Source organism: Pseudodesulfovibrio sediminis (genome assembly GCF_020886695.1).
GTDB lineage: Bacteria > Desulfobacterota > Desulfovibrionia > Desulfovibrionales > Desulfovibrionaceae > Pseudodesulfovibrio > Pseudodesulfovibrio sediminis.
In genome coordinates this window covers 1,739,234-1,758,041 of sequence record NZ_AP024485.1, presented here as the reverse complement: position 1 = coordinate 1,758,041, position 18,808 = coordinate 1,739,234, and the positions used below count along the sequence as shown (strand labels likewise).

Here is an 18,808-nt window from a genome sequence, read left to right as displayed (position 1 = left end):
CTACCCTGTTTTGTTCAGCCAGTCCTCCAAATTGAATATTACAGAGTTTTTGCTTAAATGCGCATGAAGAGATTTCTTGTCAGCTTGGGAGTACATGAATCGTAAGTCGTCTGATTCCAACGTGTGCCAGCCTTTTTGAGGGACAGACTTGGTTTTCGGCCTTGTCTTCTGAGGCCTTTTGTCAGATTCATACCACTTCAGCGCTATTGATACCAAATCCTTTGTGGTGAGGTCCGGATGTTCTTCGACAACACTTCTCACGAGCGGAACGATTACTTCGCTGTCAAAGTCCATGCTTATCAGCAAGCTGTGTAGGCGTAGGGCGTTAGAATTCCCTTGGTACGGATCAGAGGTGGCGGCCATTGATGGCGGTGGCTTTATGGCGGCTGTAAGCGTCAGCAATTTGTTGTCGATGTCAGGGACCATCAAGTCCGAAAATTCCGCAATCCGTTCAGGATCACTGGATCGGAGGGCGGCCAGCATCGGGTGTACCGGCTTTAATTCGTCTTCATATACTTTATTCAAGATGTTGATCGTAATCCTTTCTACACCCGTCACGATTGCCCTGAGTTGGGCCAGGACGAACAATTTGACGACAATATCAAGAACACCCTGGGACAAATCATACCAACAGTCACGAACATCATCCGTCAGCACTTCATCCCTTTTCTGGAGCCATTGGTAGGTCCACAACTTGTCCGTAAAGGCTTTCCATTCGGTTATCCTACTCGTGGCTGTTGTAGAATCTATAATCTGAGTTGGAGGCTTCATCGGTTCCCAGAGAAGAGAACCGAAGCCGGCGCCTCGTCGGCCGGAACGCAAATCCTTTTCAAAAATAGGTCTTGCCTTGGGCGTTCCCACAAATATGACAGGTAAGCCAATGGTGTTCACAAGCGTGACGAAAAAATTGAGCATTTTCTCTACGCCGCCGGAACGTTTTCGACTGAGGTGCTGGATTTCGTCTATGACGAGCACTCCAATTGCATGCGCGTTTGCCACCTGGCTCATCTGGGCTAAAAGAGTCTCGATCCCATGCCCTTTTTTGACGTACTTGGTCTCATAATCCGTATGCAGAACACGGTCCAAGGCTCTGAAGAAATGAATACACAGGCTTTTCAGAGAGCCGTCGTGCGGGCAATCCACCTTGAGATGAACGACTTGGGTAAAATTGTGGTTCTCATGGAAAATGACTTGCGGATACGTCGAAAGGATTCTGTCCAACGATGTGCTTTTTCCGCTTCCTGAGCAGCCGATCAGCAACGAACTCGAAGCCGTTGATTTTACCTGATGGAAAGGAAAGACGTCTAGGTCGCCGGTCATAATGCGCTCATACCCGTTTTGCATATGGGCATTGAGCGAACCGTCTTCTAGGTTTCTTCCAACGTATCCCTTTCTTATCATTATTGATAACTTCGCTTCGAGTTGTACATGCAGAGCGAGCGGCTGAAAGAAATCATCGAGCAACGAGGCAATCATATGCGCTCTGTCTCGCCCTTCAGCAAAAATGTCTTTGAGGTCATACTGGACAGAACCGGTCAGGCCAGCCCTGACCTGCTTCAAGGAAAGAGTCGGCGGCAGGGCCTCGATAAAAGGATTTCCTCGATATTGAGCGATAGCCGATTCCTGATATACCGCTTTTACCATGTTAAGTGGGAGTGCCATTTAGTTCTCCTCGTCTCCGAAAAGTTCATCAATGAAGTCGGGGTACTCGCCGCTTTCAATGTCATTGCCATGGAGGGGTGTCACTTTGGCACCTGTCGATGAGTTCCGTTGGGGCGACTTGCTGATCAAGGGGCTTCTTTCCCGTCGCTTCTCCTGTTCCTTATTGCTGCGAATGCTGCCGATTCTCTTGGCATTGTTCATGCCATCCGTATCCGGAGCCCGTTCCTCGGCTTCTTTGATTTTGCCCGCAATGAAGCGTTCGTGCTTTCGCTTTTGCGTTTCCATTTCTAACCGACTTTGGGCAGTGACTTTTTTCTGCTTATCCTTGATTTGCCAGACATCCCAGAAGGAGGCCCCGGCAAATTCCCGTGAACGTTGCGCCAAGTTGCACTGCCAGTAATCACCGCTGTTTTGTGACGGGAACAGGTAGATTGTGTCGGCTGAAGACGGATCGTATGCCGCTTGCAATCCAACCGGTCTGCGCACCCCCTTGGCCCTATGGAGCCAGCCGTGTTTGATGATTTCCCTAGAAGTGTAGTGAACGCCAAAGACAGATACTCCCAGTTCGGATACGGTAGCTTTCGTTCTCGGCATCAGGCTGATGCGGATTGCCTCTTCCGAGGCGGTTCTCAGCCGACCTGTGCGGTTTTGGATGCCCCAATTCCATAGCAAAAGCGGGGTCATGACCAAATCTGCCGGCATATCGGAATCGCGGTCGTATTTCTCCAGCACGTCGTAGAGGTTATGCATTAGCACGGAGGATATGATAATCTCCTTGAAATCTCGTACGGTGAGTTTGGCGTCCAGCCGGTAGTCTCGTCCACCGCGCTTCTTTATGAGAGTCTTCTCGACAACGCCGGGCGCAAATGGTTTGAATTCGGCCTGGATCGTCCGGAAGTTCCGCTCGACAATGCCTTTGGCGTCACCTCGATATGGAGGTGTGTTTTCTATCCTGACCGAAAAACATGCTTCCAGCGATTCGATCTGGTGTCCCAGCAATTCCCCCCTGTCGGCCAATATGGCGTCCGGCAATCCGACAGTGGGCCATTCTTCTTCCGTGATCTCGAAACCGTATTCTTTGCAGAACTGGATCTTGTCGGTCATGGACATAACGAGCGCCTGGAGTGCTGCTGGGTAGGAAGCATTTTCGAACCCGACATAGAGGCCGGTGATCATGCGGCTAAAGACGTCGATGACGAAGTAGACGACTGGCCGCCCGACTATATTTCGCCTGTCGCTGTCCGAAACCAGGTAAATGTCGGCTATGGTCGCATCAATTTCATATCTTGAGCCAGGTCCGAGAGCATCCACGTTGGCTGTAGAAGACATCGGCCTGACATCCTTGTTGTATTCAATGCTGCTTGTCCGCTTCCTCAGCGTTTCGGGTAATTGGTACTCTCTTTGATAAAAGTGCTGCATCTGCCTGCGTGTCGGCATCTCCCATTCCTTAATGTCCGGGAAGTACTGCTCGTATAGGTCTTTGAATCGCCTGTGCGCATAGGGGAAGCTACAACCCTTGTCTCTAAGCAGGTACTTGTCGATGGCTATTCTAAAAAGGCGCTCAGACTGTGCATCAATGATTGCCCCGATTCCGGGCGTGAATTTACGCGGTCGTCCGAGTTTTTTGTTGGGCGCTAAACGCTTTTTACCTTTCCCGCCGGAATTTTTGTAATCTGGAAGCATGGCATTGGGAGTTTGCCCTCTTTGCCAATACCTTCGGAGCAATTTGTAGAGGTAAGGTTTTGAGATTTTTCCGGTGGCCAGGACATCTTTAATTCGAACGGTTAGTGTTTTACGGTCATAGTATTCAGGGTCGTCGGCAACCCTCCGAACCAAGGCATAATTATTGTCCCGCTTGATTTGAGCGGTGCTTCCTTGTTCGGGCATTTCCATGGCGAGTTCCGCATATGGGTCTTTCGCCCGGAAAAGGGTCTCGTCATCGATTGCATTCATCAGGTCATCGGCACTAACCAATGACGGGAAGGCATTGGGGGCTTCCATGTCTATCCAAACCAGCTGCGTCCCGAGCACCGAAAGGACACGGAATAGCCTCTCGTCATATTTGAGGACTTCATTAACCCTGAACATGGAGCATCTCCTGCATGGCTGTATCTTCGGCGACAATTAGCTCTATGGGCGCAAGCTTGCGGTAGGCAATGTGGATGTCGAAGAGGAAACAACGCAAGGCCAGCAGTTGTCTGATTTCACGCAGGGATTCACCGGGGGATAGGGTGTATGCGACATCCAGGGACTTGGCCAGATCGATGAGCGTGGTCGCTTTGCTTTGGGCGAAATGATGACTGTAGAAGTCCGTCCTGAGTGCGAGGTCGAGTTCAGAGATGTCGTCCCGTTGAGCGGGGTAGAGCCATTTGATGTTGGCAACCACGGTGGACGGGATTTCTTTTTCCGTGATAAGCCGCCACGGGACTCCCTTGTGCTCCCAGTATCTGCGCTCCAACTCCAACTTTTCAATCACGCGAGGCTTTTGAAGCTCGCTGGAATATTTCGCCTGCAAGGCAAATCTGGGCTCATCGGGGCGGGAGGTGTCAACGAGGAAATCCGACGACATGTACTGGGGCACGCCGGACATTGCCGGGTGGGGGATGCCGAGTGTTTCGGCGATCTCGCGGGTAAGTTCTATTTGAAGCGGGAATTGTTCTCTGATCTCGGTAACATCTTTTTGCCATTCCAAGAGAAGAAAGACGGCAAGTTCGAGATCCGAGAAGAGATGGTGGGTTCGTAGTGCCTTGTGACCGAAGACACGATGGGATCGACCTTGGGAAGGGAGGTCCCGTATCGTCAGCCAAGGTTTATACTTGTCTTGCCTGCCGCTGCCACGGCCTTCCCTCAGCCATCGCTGGAAGGTCACTTCGGAATGGGAATATCGCTTGGCCATAAAAAGCCGCTCCTAGTTTGCCATCTTTATAGCAACCGGAGCGGCTTTTGTTAACAACTTTATTGTGCTGTTAACGACTTTATTGTGTAGTTAACAACTTTATTGTTCTCCCACAAAAAGAGTTACTGCTGCGGGCGGCTGATGCCGACCGTGACGGTCTTGGCCTGGTGACGGATGGTGTCGATGGGGCGGGTCATTTCTTCAATGGCCTTGTTCAGGACCGTGAGGATGTCGGCCAGCCGTGCTTCGGTGACACAGATGTCTGAGGATTGGTTGATCAGCCAGAGCATGTAGTTGGCCAGTGCCGCGGCAACCCGAGCGGGCAGGGCCGAGTCGGTGGCGCCTGCTGCAATGCGTTCGTTGCACTTGTTGAGCGCGACCAGCAGGGTATTCCTGTCCCAGTCGGCACTGCCGTCGATCATTTTTCCGATGAGGACGCGGGCCTTGCGGAACGGCTCGGCATGAGCGTCTATGGCTTTGGCGGCCATTACGCCCCACCAGTGTCCCGCGACTGTTTCCAGTACGAAATCGAGGCCGCCGCCCACGCGGGGGACCTTGATGGTCGCTTCGGCTACGCCATCGAAGCGGGTCTCATCCTCGGCGCAGAAAACAATGGGCGAACCGTTGTGCGCTTTGAAGATGGTCGCTTCCTTCACCGTGTCCATGACCACCATTTCAGGCAGATCAGAGGCCATGACCAGCGTCAGCGGCTCAGTGGAGAGGTCGATGTGTTTCTTGTCTTCGGTCACATCGCAGGGGATGGATTTGTAGCAGAGTTCGGACAGCTTGATACGCACTTCCTGGGCCGCGATGCAGTTGGCGCCATTGCCGACCAGCGCCCAATAGCGATGAATGGGGGCGTATTTCTTGGCGACTTCACCGATGGCTTCCTTGGTCTCCAGTACGCGGTCGATGGCATCGGGCAATGTCTCAAGGGCCTTGATTTCGGTGAGGATGGCAGCACTGTCCATGGTGAAGAGCACGTCAGCCAGCCACAGGGAGAGGAGTTTGCCAGCCGCTATCTGCGAATAGAACGCCTTGGTGGAGGCCACAGCCATTTCCACGTCGCGCCCATTGGAGGTGTAGATATAGGAATCGGATTTCTGGACCAGCGGGGAGTTGCGCCGGTTGACGATGCAGTTGACCCACGCGCCACGGTCGCGGCACAGGTCCACCACGCGGTTGGTGTCCGTGGTGGTGCCGGACTGGGATACCGGGATCAGGAAAACGTCGTCCATGCGTTCGTCGCCCAGAAAACCGATAAGTTCGGACCCGGTATACGATTCAATGATGAGCGAGGTCCCGGCCAGCGAACGCCGGAGCAGCTGCGCCACGGCCATGGCGGCCACGGCAGCAGTGCCCTGTCCCACGCAGATGATGCGCTTGATGGGCATGTTCGCGTTCTGGAACCGGTCGACCAATGCGGGGCCGTTGCCGAACCCTTCGGGCAGGAACTCGATGATGTCGTTTTTCTTGAGGTACTTGCCGTGCAGGGTGTTGCGCACGGACTCGGATGCCTCATGAATTTCTTTTTCGATGTAGTGGGTGTACTTGCCCCGGAAGATATCTCTGGAGAAAATTTCGATCTTTTCTTCTTTCAGCTCCACGCCTTCGCCTGTGTCGAGGTAGCGGGCAACAGGCACGCTGCCTGCCGGGTCCGAGTCGCGCAGGACCACGGACACGCCGCCCTGCCGGTGCACGGCGATGGGGTAGGAAGACCGGGCGCGAGCGGCCATGCCATAGGCTTCGGACGCCACCAGCCAGCCGTCCTGAGTCAGTCCGATGTAAAAGGACTGGCCCGATCCTTTCTGTGCCAGGAACTGGGAGTCGAAATCGGACAGGTTCTGCATGACCACGGCCAGTGAGCCTTCGCATCGTTTGAGGACGCTGCGGAACCGGGTTTCGGCGTCGCCTTCTTCGCCCACGCCCAGGTGGAAGAGCACGGGCAGAATCTTGGCGTCCGTGGAAATGGCTGACGGGATGTGCGCCCCTTTGGAGATGACGGTCTCCTCAACCAGTGTGCGGTAGTTGTCCACGTCACCGTTGAGCACAAACATGGTCTTTTCCAGACCGGTGGACATGTCGCCTTCAACAAGACCGTCTACCGGGTGGCAGTTGGGAACGGAGATGATGCCGTTGCTGGCCCAGCGTGTGTGGGCGATGATGTTCAGGGTCTCGAGTCCTTCGGCCATGGACCAGAGCAGCTCGTCGGCAACGATGAAATTGCGCAGTGCGCTGCCGTTGTCGCCCAGTTGGCCGACCAGTTGCGCCACTTTGTAGAGGAACCGGCAGGCTATGCGGCCATCGGGCAGCTTGCGTACCAACACCTGTCGGGTGTCTGCGTTGTCGATGGAGGAACGGATGTCGAGCTCGTCTTTCTGTGTCTTGGTCAGGGCGAGTTCAGGGTCTTTGCCCTTGGGCAGGATAAAGGCCACGGCCACACCGGCGGAGTCGCGGCCCCGCACTTCGAGCTTGTCGATGGATTCGAGGATCTGCTCGGTGCCCCAGGCCAGAAAATGGCGGTCACGCGCGGCATGATTTTCGGCCAGTTCGGCGGGCATGATGGCCAGCGTGCGGTCCACGTTCTGGAGCACTTCCTTGTCGATCTGCCAAAGATAGTCGTCCAGGGATTCGCGCAGGGCTTCCAGCTCGTCCGTGCGCGGGCCTTGCTCCAGCTTGACAGCGGCGGCGTTGCGCAGGTTCCGAATGGTGTCGCGGACAGAAGAGAGCGCGGTCAGGGTTTCAGGTTCGGCGACCAACTGCATGTGCAGGCCAAAGGTCATGAGATCGTAGAACCTGTCTGTCAACGTCTGCAGGGCTGGTGCGGCCCGGAGCAGGTCCGTTCCGTCGGCCACGTCGTTGAGCGAGGCGTTCAGGTCCTTGATCCAGGTGTTATCCGGTATTTCCAACCAATTTTTATTACTTAAGAAACTGGCGATTCCACACATGGCGGTCACGTTCTCCTGATGGATGTTTTCAGTTTGGGCACAGCAGGCGATCGACGTGTTTCGATGCTGCATTGTGCGGTAGATGAATTACTAGACATGGCAGTCCATTGCAAGCATGGAAAGGGGGTGCCGTCATAGGGAGAATTGCTTGCTTTGTCGCGGAGGCAGGGGCACCTGTCTGTCTCTTAACCTGCTGTATTGAATGAAAATATTTATCTTGTTGTGGCGGATTGTCATGCTGTGGCATAAGAATGCGTATAAGCTTGTCTTCAGGCCGGGGCTTGTGCGCTGTTTTGTGTCTGTCCGGTATCGGATTGAATGCTTTTTCATATCATTCTGGACAGGGGGCCAACTGTCGTTATATTCATTTTCATTGCCGAGGGTGCGGGTATACTTTAAAATATGAACAGGCAGGCCGGACTTTCCGGCGGCGGTTTTGTCTGCATTTTAGTAAATAATTATACTCTCACAAGGTATTATTGCGATTGCGCAGAGAGCGTGTTTTATGGCATAGTTCGCATTAAAAGACTAAGATAACAGGCGCAAAAAGAACAAAATGATCCTGTAAAGGAGTATATAATGGCCAAGAAAATCCTCATTGTCGATGACGAGGTCCATATCAAGATGTTGCTTGAGCAGACCTTGGAAGAGCTTGAAGATGAGTTTGAAGTGGATTTGTTCACGGCCTCGGATGGTGAAGAAGGGTTGGAATTCATTCGTGAAAAACGGCCAGATCTTGTTTTTCTGGATATCATGATGCCCAAGATGAACGGCTACGAAGTGTGTCGTATCGTCAAGGAAGATACCACTCTTGATGATGTCAAAATCATATTGCTCACCGCCAAGGGGCAGGAGGTTGACCGTAAGCAGGGACTGGAGCTCGGCGCGATGATGTATATGACCAAGCCTTTTGATCCAGACGAAATTCTGCGGGTCTCCAAGGAATTGCTTGATCTGTGAATTGGATATTAGGTCAGACGGTATCCTTTATGACGCCTCTTAAAAAGTATATACGCCCTGGCGTACTCAGAAATTTTTTGCGCAAGGCCCATGTGCTGGTTGGTGGAAAATGTCCTTTAGCCATCAGTTACGAGGGTGAGGTTGTCATTGTGGAAGGAGCCGAGTCCTTTGAAGGATTCGGCGAAGACGATCCCGGTGTCATTTCTTCCCCTATCTATTTTGATGAAATCCACTCTGGACTTTTGAGTGTCCGGATGCAGCCTGGGTGCGATTCGGTAGACAGAAACGAGTGTGAAAGATTGCTCGGTTTCGTGGTTTATTCCATTCAGGAACTCATCGATATGGAGCGGGCCAGACGCTCCTTGGCCGACGAAGCGCTGTCCAAGTATCGAGAGTTGGCCCTTCTTCACCGTTCCGTTCCCAAAATCAACACGTCGCTGCACATGCGGGACGTGGTCAATGCTCTTATTGATGAATGCCGGTTGGAGAATTATCCCGGTGAGTTGGGCATGATATTTCTTATGGATCCAACCAGTATGAATTATCAGTTGGCAGCTCAGTTCGGTTTCCCTCTCAGTGTCAATCTGCGGGCAATGGCCTCCAGCAACCTGTTTCATGCCGTGGCCAGCTCAGGTAAAGGGGAGATCGTCAACAACCTGAGCCGGGACCCTCGGTGGAGCGATGGCGTGCGTGGGATGGGTTCCCTGGCAATCGTCCCGATCATTTCGCCCAACCGGTGCGAAGGTGTCCTTGTGCTGGCTTCGGAAAACACGGGCGTGTTTGAGGCCGCGCATCTTCGTAACCTGACGACCCTGGCTTCGGTGGCCGGACTTTCCGTTAGCAACGCCTTCAACTTCGAAGGCGTGCAACGGCTCATGAATGCTATTTTGCAGGCTTTGGCCGAGGCCATTGATTCACGGGACCCGTATACTGCTGGTCATTCCGAACGGGTCGCCCATCTGGGGGTGGCGTTTGCTCAGGCCATGAACGAGAATGGCGGCCATGAAGACAGGATGTTCTCCAACGAAGACCTGCGGGAAATCTACTATGCGGGTATTCTGCATGACGTCGGAAAGATCGGTATCAAGGAAGAGGTTCTGACCAAGAATACCCGTTTGTCAAAGCCGCGCCTTGATGTCGTGCGCGCCCGCTTCCAGCTCATGGGAGAGTTCGGGGACTTTGACTGGGTTCAGGCCTTTGAACGGGTGACTGCCGTTAACAAGGCCATGACACCGAGCGAGGAAGACCTGCTGTTCATCAAGTCGCTGGGCAAGCAGGTTTTGCATGGCAGCGAAAACGATATCCCCCTGCTGTATGAAGAGGAGCTGGAGCATCTGCTGCTCACATACGGCAATCTGACGCAGGATGAGCGCAGGGAGATTCAACGCCACCCGGCAGAGAGTGAACGTATTCTGCAGCACATCCCCATGCACGAGAATTATTCCAATATGTTGACCATCATTCGTCAGCACCATGAACGTATGGATGGCTCCGGGTATCCGGACCAATTGCGTGGTGATGAAATATTGATTCAGAGTCGGATGATGGCAATCGTGGATATCTATGATGCCGTGACCCAGGACCGGCACTACAAACCGGCTTTCACCCGTTCCGAGGCAGTGAAAATCCTCAATCTGGAAGTCGAGGAAGGCAAACTGGACGTCGACCTTGCCACATTCTTTCTGGAAAACCTTGAGTACATCGAAGCGTTGTCCGAACGAGTCAAGGTTACTCGCATCTCACATCTCTCGGAACTCTCCGAGTGCGCAAGTCTGTAGACACCTTATCTTCACTAAACAGTTCGTTAGAATCCCATGTGCCGTCTGATCTGGTGGAACGGGAGCTGACCCCCTGCGAACAGAGCGGTACAGAATGGGCCAAGATCCATTCTGGACGCCTTTCGGAGCGAGGTTATCTCGTGCAACCCGAGGATGGGCATGGCCCGTTCAGCCGGTGCGAGCCGAATGCTCAAGATGTGGTTCAGGGCTTCGGTGGTGGAGTACCCCGCGGTCTTGAGAATGGACATGCACCGCTGCTGATCCATGGTTTCAGTGGCCAGTCCGGCGTCGACCATGGCCAGCCCGGCGCGAGCGAGTCCCCGCTTGTGGTGGACCAGTCGATCCAGCGGAAATTCCAGGTAGCCGAGTTCCTCCAGCAGATTTTCGGCAAAAGCCAACCAACCGGCCATGAACAGCGGGTTGGTCACCTGTGAGAGCGGGGAGTCACCGAGACTCCGGCGCTGGGAATCCAGCAGGTGCCGCCCCGGGTAGGTCTGGCTGGCCACGGAAAAGGGGAATTCCTTACGGGCTCTGGCCAGTTGCATCGGGTTGTCCCGGAAGCCGCGCCCGGAAAAAATTTGTGGGGAGGCATAACACCGTGACGGCTCGTTCTCCCAGGCGCCCAGAGCCGGATCGTGGTGGATGGGGCGCAGGGTCGAGGCCATGTGCAGGGGTTGTGGCTCAATTCGCAGCCCGGTATTGGTAAACACGCCGGGCAGGGCGGTCTCCAGCACGAAATTGCGGAGGCGATGGATTTCCCGGATGACAACATCCAGCGCTTCCATGTCGTCAATGACCGGCCCTGCATATTCGTCGTACAGCTCACGCCAGCCTTTGCCTTGTCCGATTTCGGATTCAAACCAGGCGAGCGAAGCCAGACGGCAGTCCCACTCTTCTTCGGCAATGGCCAGAATCTGTTCGGGAGATTTGTCCGTGCCGTAGACGTGCTCTGCCAGATAGGCAAAAGACGGCCCCTGATTATCCATGACTTCAGGTCTGGTCGTGACGAAGCGGTCGTACTCCTTGAGCGCGGCCAGTGCGTCGGCAAGAAATCTGGGGGTTTTGCCCACCTGTCCGAGGTCACTGTTGCCAAGGTTGGTCAGGTAGCGGGCGCAATCCCGGATCATGGTCTGGGACGTGGCTCGACTGGACGAACTGATGGCTTCAACATTGTTGGTACCCTGTTCCAGCAGGCCGGGAATCTCCCTGAGGCGTTTCATGAAGCGTTTCTGAAGAACCTTGTCGTTTTTGGCAGGGAGGTCCGCAGCCTGTTCAAGGCCGGTGAAAGCCACACTCAGGTAAAGCTCGGGCATCTTTTCCCAAGCGCGGATCTGATCAAGCTCCGCGATGGCGCCGCCGGCGCTCAGGGCTAGCGCTTGCGCCTGTGCTTCGGCCTCGGGAGAGGCGGCCTTGGCCGCAGAATTCAGGAAGCTCTCTTTGTATTGAGTCAGTGTGGCAACGTGTTTGGCGATCCCTTTTTGCGAGAGATCATCCAATCTGTCCATCCACTTGGAGGAGTCCGTTACGGGCGGCAGCATGGGAAAAGCACCGGATGCGCACATGACCGGGAATTGCTTTGCCACATACGCAAAATATTTTTTAGCGATTTTAAGGCTCATGGGTTGGTTCTCATGCGGTTTCGCATGCACTGTCTCCCAGGAGCTTGCAGGCGCGGTTGACCAATTCGCTGAGCTCAGCCTTGGAAATCTGGTCGTCGGCACCCACGGCGATACCCTTGTGGTGCAGGGTCTCGGTGATGATGGAGGAGCAGAGGATTATCGGCAAATGACGCAATTCCGGGTCTTCCTTGATCTGTCTGGTCAGGGAGTGGCCGTCCATGGACGGCATCTCAATATCGGAGACGATCAGGTTTATGAAACGGGACAGTGGTTGCCCCGATTCTTCGGCCTTCCGTTTGAGCCGCATGAGGTGGTTCCACGCGAATTGTCCGTTTTCTTCGGCGTGAACAATGAATCCCGCCTTGGTCAGGATGCCGGCAATCATGTTGCGGGCCATGGAGGAGTCGTCGGCCAGAAGGATGCGATATTCCTTTTGGGCGATCCCGTCCGGGGTCGTGATGTCGGGTTCTTCCAGCTGCACAGCGTTGGGGTTCAGCTCCATGCAGATTTTTTCCATGTCGAGAATGAAGATGATGCGATCGGTGAACTTGACCACACCAGTGATGGAATTGACCGTCAGGGAAGAGACATATTTGGTGGGTGCTTCCACTTCCTGCCAGCCGATACGGTGGATGCGGGTGACGCCGGAGACCAGAAAGGCGGATTTGGTGCGATTGAACTCGGTGACGATGACCTTGGGTGCTTCACTGTCGGCCCGGTCCTTGTTCAGCCACATGGCCAGATCAATGAGCGGAATGATTTCGTTGCGCAGATTGAAGGCGCCGAGTACGGCCGGGTGTGCCGCTTCCGGCATCTCGGTCAGGCTGGGCATCTGGATAATTTCCAGCACCTTGGCCACGTTGATCCCGTAGTAGCCCCGGTAGTTGCCGCTTGGTCGGGATTCGTCAAGATAAAACTCGACGATTTCCAGCTCGTTGGTGCCGGATTCAAGCAGAATATTTGTGTCGCTCATGTCTCTCCAGAATCATCACATTGTTTGGCTTTGTGGATCTGTTTATATATACCAATACATTTGGATGGCGCAAGCCTGTGATAGCGGCAAAATAAAATAATAAAGGGTTAGATGTCAGATTCTCCGATGCCGTATTTCTTGATTTTGTAATGGATGGCGCGACGGCTGATGCCAAGCTGGTCGGCGGCGTCCTTTTTTATTCCGCCGGAGGCCTTGAGGGCGCGAACGATCGTTTCCCGTTCGTTGTCCTCCAGCGAGAGGCTCGCCCCCTGCGACAGGGTTGAACCGGCGGGCAACGCTTCGATCTGGAGGTCGTCTGCGTCGATGACGTCGCCCTGGCAGAATACCAGCGCTGCCTCAAGCGTGTTGCGCAGCTCGCGCACGTTGCCGGGCCAGGGATGGGTCATGAGCCGTTTCATGGCCGCGTCCGTGAGACGGGCTGTCGGGCGGTCCTGGGCCGCACAGAGCTCGGTCAGGAATCCTTCGGCCAGGACCGGGATGTCTTCTGCGCGTTCCCTGAGCGGCGGGATGGTGAGGGTGACCACCTTGAGCCGGTAGTAGAGGTCTTCGCGGAACTCGCCGTCCGCCACCATGCGGGGCAGGTCGGCATTGGTTGCTGCGATGACCCGGCACGCGATAGAGCGCTCCGTGTTGTCGCCGACCCTGCGGATGGTGCCCTCCTGAAGAAAGCGCAGCAGTCTGGTCTGCATGTCCGGTGAAATATTGCCGATCTCGTCAAGGAACAGGGTACCGCCGTCAGCTTCCTCTATGAGGCCCTTCTTGTCTTTGACCGCGTGGGTGAAGGATCCCTTGATGTGCCCGAACAGCTCGCTTTCCAACAGAGTCGGTTGTGTTGAGCCGCAATCAACGATGACGCAGGAGCCGTCGGCACGAGGGCTGGCGTCATGGAGGATGCGGGCTGCTTTTTCCTTGCCGGTTCCGGACTCACCGAACAGCAGGACCGTGACCGTGGATTTGGCGACCCTGTTCAGGAGTTCCATGAATCGGGCCATGGACGGAGCCACGCCGCCCAACAGGCCGTTGTTCGAAGAGAGAGGCGCTGTGTCCGAGGTCTTTGTCGTGGCCGGAGAGGTCGCCTGTGGTTTGGAGGGCGTCGGTTCCTGCCACTCTTCCAGCACGCTGCGAATTTTTCGCACCAGCTCTTTGCCGTCAAACGGTTTTGTCACATACCCGGCCGCTCCGGCCTGGATGGAGTCCACGGCATCGGGGATGGTGCCGTGGGCCGTGAGCATGATGATGGGTATATGCGACCAGTTGGCCAGCACTTCCTTGAGCAGACCGTGCCCCCCCATGCCGGGCATTTTCACGTCGGAGACAATGCAGTCCACCTGTTCTCCGGCCAGCATCTCCAGCGCTGTTTCAGCCCGGTCCGCCAGCAGAGGGTTCAGGCCGGAGGAGAGCAGTCGTGCTTCCAGCACCTGGAGAATGTTTTCGTCATCATCCACCACCAGTATGGTGGGTATATCGAGCTTTGTGGTCATGCGGTATCCTTTGAAGGCTTGATGGGCAGGGTAAAACAGAACGTCGCGCCGTTGCCGGGGACGCTGTCGACCCAGATGCGGCCGCCATGGGCGAGGACGATGCGTTTGGAGATGGCCAGGCCGAGGCCCGCGCCGTCCACGCTGTCCCGTACCTCCGGCTCTCGGTAGTATTTGTGGAACACACGCTTCTGCTCGTCTTCGGCGATGCCGGGACCGTTGTCCCGAACGCAGAAGGTCGCGTTGTCCGGGGTCGTCGCTCCGGTGACGGTGACAGTCGTGTTTTCCGGGGAAAACTTGATGGCATTGCCCACCAGGTTGATGAGTACCTGACGAATGTGCTCCTGGTCTGCCTCAAGGGTGAAGGGCGTGCTCAGTTCGGAGGTCAGGGTGATGTCCTTGGCCTGTGCCGCCGGGGTCAGCCGTTCCAGGGTTGAGGCGACAAGGTGCTGCCCGTCCAGCGGTTGCATGGAGAGCACCAGTTCCTGTGATTCCATGCGGGAAACCGTGAGCAGGCGGGTCAGCAGGTTCGAGAGCCGGGCGGATTCCTTTTCCGCGATGCGCAGGAACTTGCGTTGCTTTTCATTGACCTCGCCGAATGCGCCGGATTCGATAAGGTCCACGGATTCCCGAACAGATGTCAGCGGGGTGCGGATTTCATGCGAGAGCATGGCGATGAAATCGGCACGCATGCGCTCCTCGCGTCGGAGTCGGGCGGCCATGGCGTTGAAGGCCAGGGCGAGTTCGCCCAGTTCATCCTTGGAGAGGATGCGGACATCGCGTGGAGGCGCTCCGGTGCCGAGCTCACGGATACCTTTTTGTACTTCCGAGAGGGATCGGTTGAGGGACCAGGCAAGCCCCAGGCTGCCCAGTATGCCTATGAGCAGGCAGAAAATCAGCCCGTACAGGCCGATATCCGAAGCCCGCTTCCCGGCCATATGGAGTTCGGTCAACACCATTTCGGTGTCAGCAACATTGTCGAACAGGGATTGTTCCAGAATATCCGTCCACTCCCGAACCGTGGCGTTGGGGGTCAGGTTGTCGTCCGTGGTTTCGCCGGGGTCCAGAGTGATTTCGTATTCCGCGGTCAGCGTCTTCCACTCTTCAGTGTGGTCCGGGTGTTTTTTCAATGTTTCATTCAGAATTTCACCGAAGCGGGTCAGGTCCTCGACAATGAAATCCACGGCCTGTTCATCCCCGCCCAGCAGGCGGTAGCGGCGGATATTGTCCTGTACCGAATACAGCCGCTCCAGCATGCGCTGAATGGCGGAATCCAGGTCATGGTGGACATTGACCAGACGGTTCGAGATTTCGGCGTCCTGGCGGACCTGCTTGAAGAGGTAGGTTGAGGTGGCGAAAAAGACAATGATCAACGCGCTCGCCCAGATCATGAGTTTGGTGGCGATGGTGAGTTGGCGGACCTTGGGCATGACACTCCTCATAATTCATTCGGTGAAACAGAGCAATGTTGTGCATGGCCCGACGCAAGTGTTGCCTGACCGCCTATTCTGGTGAACAGGCAGCCAGGCAACGGAAAGTGCTCGGGCGAATATTAGCCCCGGATTTCAAAGTGATCATGTTCCTTGTCATAGTCTATGACCGAAGCCTTCACGGGCCGCATGTCCGGTACGGGAGCTTCTGCTTCAAGCCGGGCCTGAAGCGTGCCGAATGCCTCCTCAGTCCCCTGTACCAGTATTTCAGCCTTGTTGTTGGCGATGTTGCGTACCCATCCCTTGAGCTCGAGTTGGGTCGCTGCATCGAGAACCCATGATTGGAAGTTGCCGCCGGTGACCTTTCCTTCGATGATGCAGGTGAAACTCTTCATTGTAGACCTCCGTCTCTTTTTTTCTCCGGTTGTATATAATATATGACAAAAAAGAGCTTGTGGGAAGAGGATAAAACACTTTGATCGGTCGTATGTCACAAGTGGGGAAAAGGCGCGTTTCAATGCGGGGTTTTTTTGTACTCGTGTGGGTGTCTGCGGTGGCGGCGCCGTTTGATCAAAAAAGGCCGCGCAGCTTTGGGGGAAGTGAGAGAAAGGTGTGTGCGGCAACTTGTTGGCGGTTGCCATTTTTGCTCGCCCGAGGTATGAGGGAAATCTGCTCTGACCGCTTCACAGCCGTGAAGTCGAGGTTTTCATGCGTCCGCTTTTTTTCCTTGTCACCCTTTTGGGGTCTTTGGTGTTGTTCACCTCTTCGTGGGCTTCTTCATTTTATTATAACGAAGACATAGGGTATACGATCTGGTTGCCGCCGAGTTGGGCGGAGGCTTCGTCGAAGTATCTGGACTGGGCCAAGCACACCTGTACGATGCCTGTTCAGGGAGACGACACTTCGTGGGAAGCCGGGTATGTCAGCGCTGCCGAAGACCAGCGGTGCAGCCTGCTTGTGGAGGTCAAGGACGGCCGCAAGATGCAGGCCGCGGACATCTCCAATTTCAACAGCTTTCTGGTCCGGTCGCTGCACAGAATGGTTGCCAAACACGATCCTGCAGATTCCACCCGCACAACCTTGAAGAGCGCCCGGTATTTCGAGGAAAAAAAGACGCTGCGTCTTGAGACCGAAGTGATCCGAAACGGGGAGCTGCTGCGGTGTCTGACCTATGTCGTCTACACGCGCAAAGGCATGCTGACGTTCGTGGGTTATGTGAAACCGGCGGACGAACACGCCCGGCAGGCCATCGATGAGGCGGTGCTCACCCTGTATCTGGATGATCGTATCCGGTATTGATGCACGTTGACACGTGGCGCAGGGCGCGGATATGTTTGAACCGTATGGGAAACTTTTGTTTCGGTGCGCATTTTTTGGTGCACACTGTCCCATGCGGTAAACGGATAATGAGGCGGGACAGTGGGTTGGCTTTAGGCACGTCCCTTGCTTCAGCAGAAGCGGAGGCCCCGAGTGAAGATACTGGCATTGGCGATAGTCCTCACACTCTTGATTCTGACACCGGCCCAGGCCGTGGAGCACCACAGCCCGGGCGGGACTTTGCTCGTGGCCTCCAGCCCGGACAAAGGGTCAAAGCGTATCATCGTCATCAAGGGTGAGGGCGGCAAGGTGAAGGACGTCAAGAAAAAGAAGAAAAAGAAGAAGTAAGCGTGTCGGCTTGTCCGGCCAACGCAAAAAGCCCCCGCAACCTGAGTGGTCGCGGGGGCTTTTTGCGTGCGTTGTGCAGAACTACTGAGCGGTGTTGCAGGTCGGGACCTGCGGATCGGTTCCGCTTTCGAGCAGCTTGGAACGGTATTCGGCCACTTCTTCCAGAGAGTTCCAGCCTTCGTACATTTCCATCCAATCATCAAAGGTCATGGATTCTTCGTCCAGATGCTGTTCGTGCATCTTGAGCCAGACGTTGAAGATGTACATTTCCACCTTGAAGGTGGCGTTGTCGAACACCTGGGGCAGGATGGTCGCTTCGTACTTCTGGCCGTCCAGCCGGGCGGCGATGAAGGAGCAGACATTGTCCTGGGAGCGTTTGTAATCGGTGACCGCGTTGTTCACCAGATCGGCAAAGGGGTGCAGTCCAGGCGTTTTTTCCTTGATAGTGTCCATGACTTCGTTCGGGATATCGACGAACAGTTCATTGTCTTTTTCCTGAACGAAATAAAATCTGATCCACTGATCGAACTGGAAGATTTCCAGGGCATCCTTGACCGCATTCTTGATACTGACGCTTCTGATCATTATGCATTTCCTTGTCTGGTGAGTGTCTTGGTGAGGTGGGAATATGGACATGAAGCCGGGTTGAGTCAAGGAAAAACCGCCTCCTTTGCGCTTTACAAGTGGGTCGCTATTGGTATATGAAGTGCGGCTCGCAAGAAAGAAAAGCCCTTACCGGGCTGAAATATCAAGGAGACCAATATGGCACGTCACAAGAAACATGAGCGTATGAAAGAACTCGACCGCAAGCGTCATCGTCGCAAAAAAGCTATCAAGGCTGCAATCAAGGAAGCCAAAGCCGCCAAGGCTTAGCACATTGTCCTGAGCACGCCTTCTGTGGCGATGCAAGAAATCCAAATCCTCGTGTGGCATTACACGCGTCGGCCTTGGATTTTTCTTGCGCCTTGCAGTTGACGACTTTGAACAGTTTTTCCTTTGCATCAAGAGAGTTTCCCGTCATGCCCATTTACGAGTATCAATGTCAGGCCTGTCAGACCATTTTCGAGGAATGGCAGTCCGGTTTTGAAGAACAGAGTATGGAATGTCCCGAGTGCGGGAGTGAGTCCAAACGGCTCATCTCCCATTCTTCCTTTCATTTGAAGGGGGGGGGCTGGTATGCCGACGGATATGGTGGAGCAAAGAGCGGGAGTACTCCCGGCGAAGCGCAAAAGCCTGCTGAAAGCGGCGGTGAGAGTTCGGCCAAGGCCGACTCGGCTCCTGCATCCAAGTGTCCTGCACAGTCGGACACCTCAAGCGCAGGCTCCGCGTCTTAAGAAAGTACGCGAAAAAAGGCAGCAACCGGCTGCCTTTTTTTGTG

Annotated in this window: 15 protein-coding genes; 5 read left to right on the top strand and 10 right to left on the bottom strand. The window is 54.8% G+C overall.

Annotated elements, in window-relative coordinates; translation table 11 throughout:
* From SRBAKS_RS08455 to SRBAKS_RS08440, 4 genes are all read right to left on the bottom strand, one after another.
* On the bottom strand, nucleotides 1-1,662 hold the full coding sequence (locus SRBAKS_RS08455; protein ID WP_229596330.1) for an AAA family ATPase: 1,662 nt from the start codon (nucleotides 1,660-1,662) through the stop codon (nucleotides 1-3).
* A complete protein-coding gene (locus tag SRBAKS_RS08450) occupies nucleotides 1,663-3,750 on the bottom strand; it encodes a transposase family protein (RefSeq protein WP_229596328.1) in 2,088 nt (695 codons plus the stop codon).
* Nucleotides 3,737-4,558 (bottom strand): TnsA endonuclease N-terminal domain-containing protein, encoded by an 822-nt coding sequence (locus tag SRBAKS_RS08445; protein WP_229596326.1) that lies wholly within the window; start codon nucleotides 4,556-4,558, stop codon nucleotides 3,737-3,739. The genes SRBAKS_RS08450 and SRBAKS_RS08445 overlap by 14 nt, the downstream gene beginning before the upstream one ends.
* Before the next feature lie 122 nt (nucleotides 4,559-4,680).
* Nucleotides 4,681-7,506 carry an SIS domain-containing protein gene (locus tag SRBAKS_RS08440; RefSeq protein WP_229596935.1) on the bottom strand — a complete coding sequence of 942 codons (2,826 nt, stop codon included), beginning with the start codon at nucleotides 7,504-7,506 and terminating at the stop codon, nucleotides 4,681-4,683.
* Nucleotides 7,507-8,085: 579 nt separating this feature from the next.
* On the opposite strand from SRBAKS_RS08440, the gene SRBAKS_RS08435 reads away from it, so the two are divergent.
* Nucleotides 8,086-8,466, top strand: coding sequence for a response regulator transcription factor (locus SRBAKS_RS08435; protein ID WP_229596324.1), 381 nt, complete (start codon nucleotides 8,086-8,088; stop codon nucleotides 8,464-8,466).
* A 29-nt stretch (nucleotides 8,467-8,495) separates the two neighbouring features.
* A complete protein-coding gene (locus SRBAKS_RS08430; RefSeq protein WP_229596315.1) occupies nucleotides 8,496-10,244 on the top strand; it encodes an HD domain-containing phosphohydrolase in 1,749 nt (582 codons plus the stop codon).
* A gap of 26 nt (nucleotides 10,245-10,270) precedes the next feature.
* Here SRBAKS_RS08430 and SRBAKS_RS08425 read toward each other — a convergent pair whose 3' ends face one another.
* The 5 genes from SRBAKS_RS08425 to SRBAKS_RS08405 form a co-directional block, all read right to left on the bottom strand.
* On the bottom strand, nucleotides 10,271-11,863 hold the full coding sequence (locus SRBAKS_RS08425) for a DUF885 family protein (RefSeq protein WP_229596303.1): 1,593 nt from the start codon (nucleotides 11,861-11,863) through the stop codon (nucleotides 10,271-10,273).
* A gap of 10 nt (nucleotides 11,864-11,873) precedes the next feature.
* Complete coding sequence (locus tag SRBAKS_RS08420) at nucleotides 11,874-12,836, bottom strand: chemotaxis protein (RefSeq protein ID WP_229596299.1); 963 nt, start codon at nucleotides 12,834-12,836, stop codon at nucleotides 11,874-11,876.
* Between the two features lie 107 nt (nucleotides 12,837-12,943).
* A complete protein-coding gene (locus SRBAKS_RS08415) occupies nucleotides 12,944-14,338 on the bottom strand; it encodes a sigma-54-dependent transcriptional regulator (protein ID WP_229596277.1) in 1,395 nt (464 codons plus the stop codon).
* Nucleotides 14,335-15,765 (bottom strand): HAMP domain-containing sensor histidine kinase, encoded by a 1,431-nt coding sequence (locus SRBAKS_RS08410; RefSeq protein WP_229596275.1) that lies wholly within the window; start codon nucleotides 15,763-15,765, stop codon nucleotides 14,335-14,337. The genes SRBAKS_RS08415 and SRBAKS_RS08410 overlap by 4 nt, the downstream gene beginning before the upstream one ends.
* Nucleotides 15,766-15,887: 122 nt before the next feature.
* A complete protein-coding gene (locus SRBAKS_RS08405; RefSeq protein WP_229596273.1) occupies nucleotides 15,888-16,160 on the bottom strand; it encodes an acylphosphatase in 273 nt (90 codons plus the stop codon).
* Nucleotides 16,161-16,473: 313 nt separating this feature from the next.
* On the opposite strand from SRBAKS_RS08405, the gene SRBAKS_RS08400 reads away from it, so the two are divergent.
* The gene (locus SRBAKS_RS08400; protein WP_229596271.1) at nucleotides 16,474-17,064 is read left to right on the top strand and encodes a hypothetical protein; all 591 of its coding nucleotides are present in this window, start codon (nucleotides 16,474-16,476) and stop codon (nucleotides 17,062-17,064) included.
* Nucleotides 17,065-17,235: 171 nt separating this feature from the next.
* Entirely contained in the window at nucleotides 17,236-17,430 is a 195-nt protein-coding gene (locus tag SRBAKS_RS08395; RefSeq protein WP_229596269.1) for a hypothetical protein, read from the top strand.
* 81 nt (nucleotides 17,431-17,511) lie between these two features.
* On the opposite strand, the gene SRBAKS_RS08390 is transcribed toward SRBAKS_RS08395, so the two are convergent.
* A complete protein-coding gene (locus SRBAKS_RS08390) occupies nucleotides 17,512-18,015 on the bottom strand; it encodes a hypothetical protein (protein WP_229596259.1) in 504 nt (167 codons plus the stop codon).
* 434 nt (nucleotides 18,016-18,449) lie between these two features.
* Between SRBAKS_RS08390 and SRBAKS_RS08385 the strand changes: the two genes are divergently transcribed.
* Nucleotides 18,450-18,764 carry an FmdB family zinc ribbon protein gene (locus SRBAKS_RS08385; RefSeq protein ID WP_229596257.1) on the top strand — a complete coding sequence of 105 codons (315 nt, stop codon included), beginning with the start codon at nucleotides 18,450-18,452 and terminating at the stop codon, nucleotides 18,762-18,764.
* Nucleotides 18,765-18,808 lie beyond the last annotated feature (44 nt).

What these genes read in the sequence shown, in the direction of transcription:
- SRBAKS_RS08455 (WP_229596330.1), bottom strand. Translation starts at nt 1,662, where the DNA reads ATGGCACTCCCACTTAACATGGTAAAAGCGGTATATCAGGAATCGGCT.
- SRBAKS_RS08450 (WP_229596328.1), bottom strand. Translation starts at nt 3,750, where the DNA reads ATGTTCAGGGTTAATGAAGTCCTCAAATATGACGAGAGGCTATTCCGT.
- SRBAKS_RS08445 (WP_229596326.1), bottom strand. Translation starts at nt 4,558, where the DNA reads ATGGCCAAGCGATATTCCCATTCCGAAGTGACCTTCCAGCGATGGCTG.
- SRBAKS_RS08440 (WP_229596935.1), bottom strand. Translation starts at nt 7,506, where the DNA reads ATGTGTGGAATCGCCAGTTTCTTAAGTAATAAAAATTGGTTGGAAATA.
- SRBAKS_RS08435 (WP_229596324.1), top strand. Translation starts at nt 8,086, where the DNA reads ATGGCCAAGAAAATCCTCATTGTCGATGACGAGGTCCATATCAAGATG.
- SRBAKS_RS08430 (WP_229596315.1), top strand. Translation starts at nt 8,496, where the DNA reads ATGACGCCTCTTAAAAAGTATATACGCCCTGGCGTACTCAGAAATTTT.
- SRBAKS_RS08425 (WP_229596303.1), bottom strand. Translation starts at nt 11,863, where the DNA reads ATGAGCCTTAAAATCGCTAAAAAATATTTTGCGTATGTGGCAAAGCAA.
- SRBAKS_RS08420 (WP_229596299.1), bottom strand. Translation starts at nt 12,836, where the DNA reads ATGAGCGACACAAATATTCTGCTTGAATCCGGCACCAACGAGCTGGAA.
- SRBAKS_RS08415 (WP_229596277.1), bottom strand. Translation starts at nt 14,338, where the DNA reads ATGACCACAAAGCTCGATATACCCACCATACTGGTGGTGGATGATGAC.
- SRBAKS_RS08410 (WP_229596275.1), bottom strand. Translation starts at nt 15,765, where the DNA reads ATGCCCAAGGTCCGCCAACTCACCATCGCCACCAAACTCATGATCTGG.
- SRBAKS_RS08405 (WP_229596273.1), bottom strand. Translation starts at nt 16,160, where the DNA reads ATGAAGAGTTTCACCTGCATCATCGAAGGAAAGGTCACCGGCGGCAAC.
- SRBAKS_RS08400 (WP_229596271.1), top strand. Translation starts at nt 16,474, where the DNA reads ATGCGTCCGCTTTTTTTCCTTGTCACCCTTTTGGGGTCTTTGGTGTTG.
- SRBAKS_RS08390 (WP_229596259.1), bottom strand. Translation starts at nt 18,015, where the DNA reads ATGATCAGAAGCGTCAGTATCAAGAATGCGGTCAAGGATGCCCTGGAA.
- SRBAKS_RS08385 (WP_229596257.1), top strand. Translation starts at nt 18,450, where the DNA reads ATGCCCATTTACGAGTATCAATGTCAGGCCTGTCAGACCATTTTCGAG.